Source organism: Caldicellulosiruptor kronotskyensis 2002, assembly GCF_000166775.1.
GTDB lineage: Bacteria > Bacillota > Thermoanaerobacteria > Caldicellulosiruptorales > Caldicellulosiruptoraceae > Caldicellulosiruptor > Caldicellulosiruptor kronotskyensis.
Genome location: NC_014720.1, coordinates 25,812 through 37,837 on the forward strand (window position 1 = coordinate 25,812; position 12,026 = coordinate 37,837).

The following is a 12,026-nucleotide window of genomic DNA, read 5'->3' on the forward strand; positions in this document are numbered from 1 at the left end:
TTTTGAGCTTCAAACTGACAAAGTCAAGAGAATCCCACCTTTTATTTTTGAAAGGGAAAAGTTATCTTTTTTTCCTCATCACGCCGACAACTTTTCCAACTATCCGAAGTTCTCCTTCTTTAATATTGATTGGCTCATATTTGCTGTTTTCAGGAATGAGCAGGACTGTGCTTCCCATTTTGCAAAATCTTTTCACAGTTATTTCTCCGTCAAGCCATGCAATAACAATATCTCTATTTTCTGCAGTATTGCATTTTTGAACAATTGCAATGTCTCCGTCTTTTATATTTGCTTCCACCATGCTGTCGCCCTTAACTTTAATAGCAAAATATCTTTCAGGATCAGAGATAATAGATGTTGGCAGAGCAACCTTACCAATTGCCTCATCAGATGTTTCCACGGGCACTCCTGCTGAAACCTTTTCATACAGGTTTATCTTAAGAACATCTTCTGATTTTATCTCTATTAAATGTCCATCTTGAACTAAGTCAATATGTCCTGTGTCTACCAATTTTCTAAGTCTGTAAGTTTTCGACCTTCTGAAATCTACAACTTCATATTCTTCAATTTGAGAAGGAAGCATACTTATATCAAAGTGTGGAAAATCATCAACATTTTCAAATCTGCTATCAAATATTAAAATGCTGTTTCCATCTGTCACAACTCCAAAAGAGCATTTTGGAATTATATTCAAATAGCTTTTGAGCTGTTCAGCCCCATGGTTTATTCCAGAAAGATATGGCTTTACCTCAAAAATTATAAATGGTACTTTTTCTTTATTTTGGTCATACCTGAACACAACAACGTCCACAAATGCAGGTTTTGAAAATACGTTTATCCTGTACTCAACATCAATCAATTCTTCTGGGTATTTATAAGTTTCAATAAGTTCATTTATAAGCCACTGGCGAACCTCTTCTTCTTTGCAGTAAATGTCTCTGATTTTGTTTATGTATCTGTAATCATCAATCCTTAGCTTGTAAAAACTGCGAAGACTACATTTAGAATCAATTCGAAGAAGTTTTGTATTCAGCTCACTCAAAAATTTTGATGGTTTTCTTGAGCAGCACAGATACAGCCTTTCGTTTGCTCTTGTCATACCAACGTAAAAGAGCTTTTTGTCAGTTGTCTCCTGTAGCTTTGCAACCTCATTGTCTTCACATGATGAGTATGGGATGATGTTGCTATTAAGTCCAATGATAAAAACTACTTTAAACTCTAAACCTTTTATAGAGTGCATGGTGATAAGTCTTATACCCTCTTCTTCAAAGTTTTCACCCGAATCTGAGTTTAAAAATATGGCTTTTATCCCTTTTGAAGAAGCATAATTATAAAAAGACTCCAGATACCTTCTATTTTTACAAATCACTGCTATATCTTTTAATTGAAATTCACATGCCAATTTGTTTGCAATTTCATTGCAAACAAATTCTGCTTCTTGTTCTTCGGTTTGGAAAATCTTTAGTACAGGCAGAGGACCTTGTTTGTCTATTAAAGCAGGTTTTACAAAATTTTCATTTTCTATTATTTCTGGTGTCTTTTCTATTAAGCTATATGCAAGATTTGCAATCTGAACAGTTGTCCTGTAGTTTTTAGACAGCGTATAACTTTTTCCTGTCATGTCAAATCCAATGCTTGCAAACGACCTTCCCCTGACAAGCCATGAGTGGGTGTAAATGCTCTGGGCTGTGTCTGCAATGAACATTATGCTGGAATAGCTTTTTTCGGAGTTATAAAGAAGCTTTAAAATTTCTAATTGAACCTTTGTGAGGTCTTGGCTTTCATCTATTATGATATGTGTATATTTTGTAATCTTGTGTTCATTTGTTTTCAAATAATCCAGTACAATCAAGGCCATATCTTTAAAGTCAACAAGTTTATTTTCTTTTAAAAGCGAGGTATAAAGCTGCATGAGTTCAAATATAGCTTTTCTTGTCTCTGAATTCTTTGCTATCTTCTGAGGCATATCCTTTTGATTCTGAACAGTTCTACCTATCCTATCGGTGCTTTGATATTCCTCCAATTCTCTAATATTACATGATTTTATCCACTCAATCTCATCTAAAAGAAAATTGGCAAAAGAAAGGTCTATATATTGAACCTTTGGGTATTTTTCTTTAATCTTAACAATTGCCTGATTTAAAAAATTATATTTTATTGCCTTGTTGTTGACAATCTCAAGATTTTCGCCAGAATATTCTTTGTATTCCTGAAAAAATCCATAAATTATGCTGTCAATTGAAGCTATCTTAACCTTATCCTTGTTGTCATTTACCAGAGAATCAAATGAAATATATGCATCTTCCAACTTGTTATAGAGATATTTTAAATAATTTACAAGCGTTTTATTAAAAGTTACCATTAAAATTTTGTCATCTGGCGCAAAGCAATATTCATTCAGAAGATAGACTAATCTATATATTGCAACAGTTGTTTTTCCTGAGCCTGCAACACCTTTTACCAGCATATGCCCGTTTGGCTTTGCCTGAGATAACTTCTTCTGCTCAATGTTCAAATTCACAAATGTTACCCCCACACAAAAACAAATGTTTATTATTTTTGATATTATTATAAACCAATTTTGTATTCTTTGCAAACAAAATCCATAGCAATAAAGAAATATTGCCAATAAAAAGAGAAAAGTCATTTCAATTTTGCAATTTATACAAATTTAGAGTTAATAAAAAATAAAATTTTATTTATTAATTTGTGTTTATAAATCTTTTTAAGATGGTATAAGTAAATTGGGCAAAAAAAGTTTTAAAGGAGTGGTTATAATGGAAAATATAAACAGAATTCCATTGCTTGGTGAGAAGTTCCCGAGCATGACGGTAAAAACAACTCACGGTATGAAAAAACTTCCTGATGACTATGCAGGAAAATGGTTTGTGCTCTTTTCGCATCCAGGAGACTTTACACCTGTTTGCACAACAGAGTTTGTGGCATTTGCAAAGAAGGCAGAGGAGTTTAAAAAACTTAACGCTGAGCTGATTGGACTTTCGGTTGACCAAGTTTTTGCTCACATAAAGTGGATTGAGTGGATTGAAGAAAAGCTTGGTGTAAAAATTCCGTTCCCTGTTATTGCAGATGAGCTTGGCAAAGTGGCAACCACTTTAGGAATGCTTCATGAGGCAAAAGGAACAAACACAGTCAGGGCTGTTTTTATAGTAGATGATAAAGGAATTTTAAGGCTTATGATGTACTATCCTCAAGAGGTTGGAAGAAACATTGATGAGATATTAAGAGCGCTAAAGGCACTGCAAACATCAGACCAAAACGGTGTTGCTACTCCTGAGAACTGGCCAAACAACGGGTTGATTGGCGATAAAGTAATAATTCCACCTGCTGCAACAGAAGATTTAGCAAAAGAAAGGCTTCAAAAAGCCAAAGCTGGCGAGATTGAGTGTTTTGATTGGTGGTTTTGTTATAAGAAGCTGTGAGGATAAAAAAGAACAGGCTGCCCCCAAAAAATGAATGGGACAGCCGTTTTTTATTTTATTATAAATATTACCGATTTAAACTATATATGTTCAACAATAACTTGCTTTATTAATTAATAAAACCACAACTATCAAAGTTTGCCTTTTTCTAAGAGTTTAAAATGTTTATTATAAAAATTGAAATTATCTATTTGTTTAATCCAGTCTAAAAAAGATGTTATTGTATTACGATAAATATTATTTTCCCTTCTATTATTTGTTTTTAGTATTATCAATTCTCGTGCTCTTGTAATGGCCACATAATATACTCTCAACTCCTCTTCAAATTGCTTTTTTATTTCATCGGTTACCATAGAAGAAAAGTCTAAGTCATCTTCTATATTATTATAAATTTTCAATTTATGTTTATTAAAGCCAATCATCATTTCTTTTTCAGTTTTCCTGTAAGTAATTAATGGCTCAGTGTCACTTATCACTATTGGTTCATCTATAAAAGGAATGATTACAATATTGAATGCTAATCCTTTTGATTTGTGAATAGTCATTACTTGAATGCTATCTTGTTGTTTATCCTCAATAAAATCTGCATTTTCTTCTTTTTGTCCGGTCAGTATCATATTATTTAGATATTCAAAGAAGGAAAGAGGATGCAAAAATTCTTGATTATGGATATTTCTAACTATCTCTCGTAATTTATATAAGTTATATAATTCCTGATGTTGGCTTGTCGAGATATAATATTCTTCTATATTTGTATTTTCAAATACAAAATTTAGAATGTCAGCTACAATATTGCTTCTTGCATAAAGAGAAAGTTCGTTTAAAAATTTTTCTAAATCGTTTCTGCCTGTTGATAACATAGCAAAATAATAATCTGTATTTTTTACTTCATGTTTTGTAATTTCAGAAGGGTAAGATATATACTCGAACAATTTACATGTACTAATTATTGCGTTACTTTGAAAAAAACCGCCTCCACCATAGATTTTTACTGGTATTTTGTTTTTCTTTAATTCATCTGCAATTTTTTCAACTTGTCTATTTTTTCTACATAATACCGCAATATCTGAATATTTAATATCACTGTTGTCTGAATAACACATTTCATTTTTAATCTTTTTTATAATTGTTGAGATATCCATTTCTTCAATTGTTAAAGTGTTTTCTATTTTTGAGGTTTTCCCCTTCCATTTATATTGTGGGAAGCTTCTTTGGTCAACGTAAGATTTGTTTATCTGCGGAAATATTAATGGTTGATAATTATCAAATTTAATTTGATATAATTTACCTTTATATGTAGCTGAATAGCTTTGCGAGAAAATTTTGTTAATTACCTCTATCACATTCTTGTTACTTCTAAAATTATCTGTCATTTCTATCAATGGGCTGTTACACTTATTAGCAATAATATTCCCCATTTCTATTGAGCTTTGGATGTCTGCACCTCTGAAAGAGTATATAGATTGTTTTTCATCCCCTACAAGGAATATATTAACCCCTTTTTCCAGTAATGTATTTACCAATTCAAATTGACTGCGGTTAGTATCTTGGAATTCATCTATAAAGAGATACTTGTATTTTGAAGCAAGTTTAGTTGCAACAAAATCATTTCCTTTAACAAGTTTTGATGCATATTTAATCAAATCATTTGGAGTCAAGATATTGTTTTCTTTTTTAAAATTTTCAATTTCTCTTCCTACTTCTAAAAATAGATCCAAAAAGGAATCTTTAAAGTTAGACCAAAAATATTGTTCTTGATTTTTCCTAAACTTATTTTTAATGTCTTTTTCAGTTATTTCGTCACCTTTATTATCGCATTCTTCATAAAGTGTTCTTACAAGTTGATGCAGTCGATAAGAAGGTAAAACATTTAAAAATTCATTTTCTGCATAATTGTCAATAGCCTTTCTAATAATTTCATTTAACTTCCATGTAACACTTTTTATTTCAAATTTAGGAGATATACCTATAAGATATCCATACTGTCGTAAAATAATTTCGCAAAAACCGTGGATTGTATAGACATTTAACATAGATGTTAAATCTACAAATTTTCTTTTCTCATCTTCCTGTCTATTCATAATATTTCTATTATCAGCTAATAATGAGGAAAGAGATGACAATTTCTTATGATTTAAAGAATAATCGAAATATAATCTTTCAACTAATCTCCTCTTGACTTCTGATGTTGCCTTGTTAGTAAATGTAATAACTACAAAATTTGATATAGATGCCTTAGGATTTTCATTTAAACATTTGATTATTAACTCCACTAATAATTCAGTCTTACCTGTTCCTGCTCCAGCCTTAAGATAAAAGGGAAAATTTACCTTCAAAATATTTTGTTGAGTCTCAGTTAATGGAGATTTTGAAAACTTTTCAGCATAGTGCATTATATTCAATCTGATACCCCCCAGCTAACTTTGTCAAGCTTACAAATATTTTTTATTTCACAAGCATTGCATTTTAATAGTGGAATTGAAATATCGGAAAGTTTTAAACTAAAATCTTGTATGGAATTTTTATCTATTTGCCTGTTATAGTATCTGTCAAATATTCTTTTAGCATCATTTGGATTATTTTGTTCCCAAATAGTTAACATTATTACAAATTCTAAGTAACTGAATAAAGGTATTTGTATTGTGCTTTTTTCGTTTGCTATTGATGTTATTATATATTTATCGTAAACAGACATAGCATTAAAATTGTTTATCTTCTTTTGAGCAATTCTTTTTATAAGTCTATAAATATAACCTTTTGTAAACTTAATGCAATCATCAAATTCTTTTTCATTCAATAAGGAGAAATAGCTTTTTAATCGAGCTTCATTATTTTTCATAATATTTATTAAATCGAGACAGTATTCATTATCGTGTATGCTATATACTTTTCCTGAGTATATTTGTGAGTGTTCATATAAGCAACTTGAAAAATAAAACCACGAAGAAAATCTTCCTAATTGATAAGTGTCAAAATATGCAATATGTTTGCCATCACTTAGAAGTTTCTTATAGAAAAATAATTTTTTACAGTAATTATACAATACTACTTCATTTCTTATAATTTTCTCTTTAAATTTACCCTTGCAGATTACTATGTTATTTTTATCAATGTTAATAGAACTTCTATTAATTCTTGGTTGATATTTAGGGCTTAAAGCAACTTCTTCTATGTTTTTGCCTTCTTTGCCCAAAATAGATATTAAATCTTCTATAAAGATTGAATGTGTTAATTCTTTATCTCCTTCTCTTTGAGAATAAGTAAAATATATTCTTTCTTGAGTAAAATCTAAAACGTTTTTGAAAAGATATTTTTCTAATTGCAAATGATAATCAAGTGAGTGAATATGCGCAGGTTTTTCGCATATTTTGTAATTCTCAATAATTTCTATAATCTCCTCTGAAAATGGAAATTCAAGTCTATATGGTCTTGGGTATTTATCATCTTCCGCCATTACAAAAAAGACATATTTAAATTTATGCATGTTCTCTAAATTTTCTACATTGAGGTAAAGCTCATCGTTTTCAAATTCTTCTGGTTCGTTTTTAAATTCGTCTATTATGTTTATAATATTATTTGCAAAATATTCAACATCTGTAGTTAAAAACGAAGAAATACTTATTTCTTTTAAAGTCTCACTTATTTTCAAAATCAACTTTCTCTCAAAATCAGTTTCTGGATCTCCTACTTTTAAGATGTCATCAGAATCAAAATCGAGTAAATAATCCCTTATTTTTTCAATAAAGTTTTTTATACTTGTCTCTTCATCTTTCAATTTGTTTTTTATTTCATTTAATAGCAGGAGTATGTCTTCCATAACATTTAAAAAATCATCGGACACAGCTAAGAAAGGATGCCCGCTATATTTATTTAGCAATGATTTTTTTTCTTCTTTAATTCTCAGAGTAATTGCTATCCACTCAGAAATATCATTGCTGTTTCTAAAATACTCTTGGATTATTCTAAATTGGAACAGGTAGTCACTCCACTTATCACTGTTATCAGTAAAATATTTCCAGTTAGAAAATAGTATAATTTTAAACTTATCTACATCTATTCCTTTTACAATAAGTTCACACAACTGAATGATGAATTGAGCTACGGGGTAAGAAGAAATTGGTCTTTTTGCTTTTATAACATTAATCCTTTTAAAACATTTATCAAATAACTCTAATTTTTCTTTAAAGGACAGTTCAGAACCATTAATCTTTTTTATTTCTGTTCGAAAGAAATCGAATTTACTATAGTAGATCTTATTAAAAGAATTAATATCAATTGTTTTTAATTCTTCTTCAGACATCATCTTTTGATCAAACAAAAATACTCCATATTGGCGCAAAAGTGCATCTATCATTTCTTCATGTTTATCCTTTTCGATACCTATTACAATAGCAATTTCATTTAAAATATTATTTATTTGATTTTTTAGGTCTTCTTTTTCTGGATCAATTTTTTCTCTGATTAACTCTCCGATTTTCTTTATAACAAATATAAGTTCTTCTTCTCTGTTAGAAAATGGTTTGTAAATTATTATGGAATGGTCTTCTTGGTCTTTTTCAAAAGAAGTATCTTTTAAGAAATTATTGCGCACAGTAACTAACCATTTTTTTGGATTTTCAGGGGATGTATGTTCAGAATCAGTTGGTTTTGATAAATAAAAATTTTTACTAAAGTTTATAATTTCACTCAATTCAATATTAAACAGTGTTTTATAATATTGCAAAATAATTCCTTCAGTTTGATCCAAAATGTTTGATTTAGAAATTAGGTATACTTCTTTATTAAGTTTTATAGCCTGTTGGATGATGAAATACTGGATATCATCAAAGAACAGAAAACCATCAAAAAATATTACATTGTATTTGTTTAATACCTCCAACACTTTGCTTTTTAATTTATTAATGTAAACATCTTTTCCTATCAATTGATTTAACTGTTCACTATTGATTTTTATAGTAGGTGTATTTCCGATCCTTATATTCTCTAATTCATCCAAAAATTTATTAAAAAGTTCAAAAACGTTATAAAAAAAAGAGGGATATTTATCCTTTATATTGCTTAAAATTGATTGAGGAATTTTTGTAACCTCTCGAAAGATTAGAAATTGATATAATTCAAACAACTCATTTAACAAAGAATGATAAATATGACACTCATCAGAAGTTTTGCTAAAATAGAAGTTTTTTATCAACTCATATAAAATTATCTTTTGGTCTAGTGTAGAAATATACTTTCCTTCTTTGTGAATTAAAAATCTTAAGTATTCTTTAAAATCTTCAAATGTACATAAGTTAAAGTCATCACAAGGTATTTCAGACGATTCATTATTTATGTGTCTGTATTTAACAAAATTAATGTTCATTTTTTTTCCTTGGATTAGCCTTAACCTTTTTAGATTTACGGTTGCAGTAATAAGAAGGAAGTTGCCTTTACTTTCTTCTATTTTATTTTTTAATCCTTCTATATTTTCATGACTTAATAATCTTACTTTATTATGTGTCTCTAACATTTTTATAAACCTCACTTTGTTTTAGTGATTTGGATGAAATACTTTAAATAATATTTTATCTCCTAACAATGAAACTCTATCTTTTATTACAGTTATGTTGAATTTTTCTTTTATTTTTATTGCTAATTCCTCAATGCTCTCTTGAGGAATTTTGGGATTTTCTAAATCTACTTTTTCTCTGTAAATTTTGTTTTTAAGCTTATATAGCTTCACTAAGTTTTCAAAGGGTCTATGGAGGGAAAATTCATTTCTATCTAAATCAATAATATAATTTCTAAACCATTCATTGTACTGGATAAATTTATAAAGTGCTCTCTCTTCTAAAGGGATTTCTTCTAAAAAGTTATGAGGTGACTTTTTTATTATTTGCAATAAAACTTTCTCAATGTCCTGGGATTCTTCTTTATTAATAGTAACAGCCGTTTTATTAATTTTTTTCAAGAGCAATGACTTTTTTAATTCGCTATCTAATTCTTCTACTTCAGATAATGTTTGTTTTTCTTTAGACTGGTTAATGAAATTATCTAATATTGTGGCTAATGTTTCATCCACTTCAATAGAACTTTTGATTACCTCTTCTATATATTGCAACATACTCGAAGTTAAATTACACACAATTCCGCTTTCTTTTATATTACTCTCGCCTACTTTTACTAATCCGATACCGCTTTTTGTCAGATTGTGACTTCCTATGATTGCAAATTTATCATCGAAGTAATAGTTTTTCGAATGCATATCAAAATTAATATATACCTTCCATTTGTATTTTTTGATACTTTCTTCAAATTTAAATTCACTTACAGAATTATAAAAGTCTTTTAAATCAAACCTCAAAACAATTACTTTTTCTATGTTGTCTTTTTTATTTTTTATCAATTCATTGTTTACAAACAGGAAAGCCTCATAGGTTACATATGCACTCAATATTGTTATCTTTTTCTCTAAAGTGGGAATGTACCTAATAAACTCATCTTTCAATGTAGTAACAAAATGTAACATCTCATTTGTCTCCCCATCTGTCGTTGTGAGAGTTATATGTATACTTCAACATATTTTAATTTGTAGATTAAGTAAGTCAGATATTGAAGTAGAAATAAACTGAGTACTTAATATAATATTACCATAGATTATGAAATTTTGCATTACCTTTTATGGATATTAAATTATAATAAATCCATGATGAAGTTAATTTAGCCTAAATTTATTTGTTTTTTCTTCATTGAGCTTAGTGATTCAAAGAGTACTAATATAGTGCTTTGAAATTTATTCTAAGAAGAGTTTTCAGAAAACTGTACAAACATAAGTTGGTGTGATATAATTATCTTTAAACATAAATTGACTTGAATAAAGGTAAGTAATTGAGGTACAAAAATGATTATAAGATATTGTGAGAACTGTAAGGTAGAATACTATGACTTGTATTCATCTGCGTGTCCAAAGTGTAATCAAAAGATGTCTTTAACTTCAAAAATATACTATTGTGAAAAGTGCAATGTACCCATTTATTCAGAAAGATGCGAAGTATGTGGGTCAGAAGGAAAATATCTAGCAACAGATGTTCGCCCGGTTTTTCTAAAAGAAAGGTTACTAATGGAGTTAATCCTTAACAAACCTTTTGAATTAAAATATTCGTCAGTTTGGGCTGATATTAGTGGTAATAGATATTTCATAGATGGTAAAGAATTGCGGATAAATAAAAAACAAGTTTACAATAATCTCTCAGAATCAGACTTAAAAGAAATTAGTGGGAAACTGAGAGAAGTAGAAGACGAAGAAGAAAAAGAAAAATTTGATGAATCAATCAAAAAATTTATTGTGGCAAATAGTTCTCACTTTCAAAAAATATTATTTGAAGCAAAAAATTTTATAAAGGAAAATACAAAAGGATATAATTTGGACGAAATATTTATATCTTTTAGCGGTGGCAAGGACTCTACTGTTGTTAGTGATTTGGTAATGAAAGCTTTGAGCACGTCAAAAATAATACATATTCACGGGGACACTACACTAGAATTTCCTTTTACTACTGAATATGTAAATAGGTTTAGAAAAAATAATCCATATACCCCACTAATTATTGCAAGCAATAAAGATGCGAACTTTTTTGAATTGTGTGATATTTTAGGACCGCCAAGTAGAGTGATGCGATGGTGTTGTACAGTCTTCAAAACTGGTCCAATTACTAAAAAAATTAATATGCTTTTCAAAAATAAAGAAAAAGTATTAACATTTTATGGAATAAGAAGCAGCGAAAGTAATAGCAGAAGTAAGTATAGTGAAGTTACTATAAGCCCTAAAATTACAAGGCAAGTAGTAATTTCTCCTATATTTAATTGGACAGATTTTGATGTATGGCTTTATATTCTAACTACAGGAATTGATTTTAATGAAGCATACAAATTAGGCTATACAAGAGTAGGTTGTTGGTGCTGTCCAAATAATAGTGAATGGTCGCAATTTTTGTCGCGTATATATTTGACAGAGATGACAGAGAAATGGGAAAAGCTGCTTGTAGATTTTGCAAGAAGATTGGGAAAAGAAGATGCAGAAATTTATGTTAAAGAAGGTAAGTGGAAGGCAAGGCAAGGTGGAGAGGGATTAGAATATAGTAATAACTCAATTATCAGTTATAAACCTTGCAGCAATGAAGAAAATACTTTTTATTATGAACTTAAAAAGCCGATTTCTAAACAACTATATGAATATTTCAAACCGTTTGGAGAGTTGAATTTTGAAATAGGGAACAAATTATTGGGAGAAGTTTATGTGCTCGATAGTAACAAAAATGTTGTATTAAAGTTGCAAGGTATTGAAGGTGATACAAATTTAAAAGTCAGTGTTTATGGCAGTAAATCAAAAATAATGAAACAAAAAATAGATGCCCAAATTACAAAATATCAGATGTGTATAGGATGTTTGGCTTGTGAGAGTATATGTCCTCTGGGTGCGATAAAAATCATTGAAAATGAATACAAAATAGATGACAATAGATGTGTAAGATGCGGAAATTGTATTCATTATTTTGATGGGGGCTGTTATATAAGAAAAGTGTTAACTATAAAAAGAGGTGTTTAAGT

Annotated in this window: 6 protein-coding genes; 2 read left to right on the plus strand and 4 right to left on the minus strand. The window is 29.2% G+C overall.

The window, feature by feature from the left end; translation table 11 throughout:
• Window positions 1-61: 61 nt before the first annotated feature.
• The gene (lexA, locus tag CALKRO_RS00075) at window positions 62-2,521 is read right to left on the minus strand and encodes a transcriptional repressor LexA (protein ID WP_013429094.1); all 2,460 of its coding nucleotides are present in this window, start codon (window positions 2,519-2,521) and stop codon (window positions 62-64) included.
• 256 nt (window positions 2,522-2,777) lie between these two features.
• On the opposite strand from lexA, the gene CALKRO_RS00080 reads away from it, so the two are divergent.
• Window positions 2,778-3,440: a peroxiredoxin gene (locus CALKRO_RS00080; RefSeq protein ID WP_013429095.1), complete on the plus strand. Its 663-nt coding sequence runs from the start codon at window positions 2,778-2,780 to the stop codon at window positions 3,438-3,440.
• 131 nt (window positions 3,441-3,571) lie between these two features.
• On the opposite strand, the gene CALKRO_RS00085 is transcribed toward CALKRO_RS00080, so the two are convergent.
• From CALKRO_RS00085 to CALKRO_RS00095, 3 genes are read right to left on the minus strand one after another with little or no spacing between them, the layout of a single operon-like run.
• Window positions 3,572-5,833 (minus strand): UvrD-helicase domain-containing protein, encoded by a 2,262-nt coding sequence (locus tag CALKRO_RS00085; RefSeq protein ID WP_237699158.1) that lies wholly within the window; start codon window positions 5,831-5,833, stop codon window positions 3,572-3,574.
• 5 nt (window positions 5,834-5,838) lie between these two features.
• Entirely contained in the window at window positions 5,839-8,949 is a 3,111-nt protein-coding gene (locus CALKRO_RS00090) for a PD-(D/E)XK nuclease family protein (protein WP_013429097.1), read from the minus strand.
• Window positions 8,950-8,970: 21 nt separating this feature from the next.
• Window positions 8,971-9,948: a phospholipase D family protein gene (locus CALKRO_RS00095; RefSeq protein ID WP_013429098.1), complete on the minus strand. Its 978-nt coding sequence runs from the start codon at window positions 9,946-9,948 to the stop codon at window positions 8,971-8,973.
• A gap of 453 nt (window positions 9,949-10,401) precedes the next feature.
• Here CALKRO_RS00095 and CALKRO_RS00100 point away from each other — a divergent pair, with 453 nt between their 5' ends.
• Window positions 10,402-12,024, plus strand: coding sequence for a phosphoadenosine phosphosulfate reductase domain-containing protein (locus CALKRO_RS00100; RefSeq protein ID WP_202795076.1), 1,623 nt, complete (start codon window positions 10,402-10,404; stop codon window positions 12,022-12,024).
• The last annotated feature ends 2 nt before the right edge of the window (window positions 12,025-12,026 follow it).